Below are 483 nucleotides of genomic sequence, written 5' to 3' on the forward strand. Positions count from 1 at the left end.
ATCTCTTCCTCTATCGTCAAGGGCACCATCATCAACAACAGCGACTGCAAGATTCTTCTCGACCAGCGTAAGTATGTGAACAAGTTCGATGAGATACAGGCTCTTCTCGGACTCACCGACAAGGAGCGTGCACAGATTCTCTCCATCAACCTCTCCAATGCTCCCAGCAGGAAGTACAAGGAGGTGTGGATAGGTCTTGGCGGAGCACAGTCGGCAGTCTATGCCACAGAGGTATCTCCCGAAGAGTATTACTGCTACACCACCGAGGAGACCGAGAAACTGGAGTTGCAGCGGCTCACCGAGAAGTTGGACGGTAATATCGAACTGGCCATCAAGCAGCTTGCCGAGAGCAAGCGAAGCAAGTAACCCTTTTTATCAACCATTAAACATTTGAAGTATGTATAGTAACTTAAAATCAGACGAAAAGAGACGCCAGGAGGTCATCTCGTGCCTCTATTGGTCACTGATGCAGAATTGGAACAT

At 48.7% G+C, this 483-nt stretch carries 1 pseudogene; it reads left to right on the plus strand.

Annotated features, from left to right (window positions below):
- Positions 1-366: pseudogene (locus tag NW211_RS13995) on the plus strand (conjugal transfer protein TraG); the annotation flags it as partial.
- Positions 367-483: the final 117 nt, after the last annotated feature.

The sequence above is a fragment of the Barnesiella sp. ET7 genome, assembly GCF_024733785.1.
In the GTDB taxonomy this organism is placed as follows: Bacteria; Bacteroidota; Bacteroidia; order Bacteroidales; family Barnesiellaceae; genus Barnesiella; species Barnesiella merdigallinarum.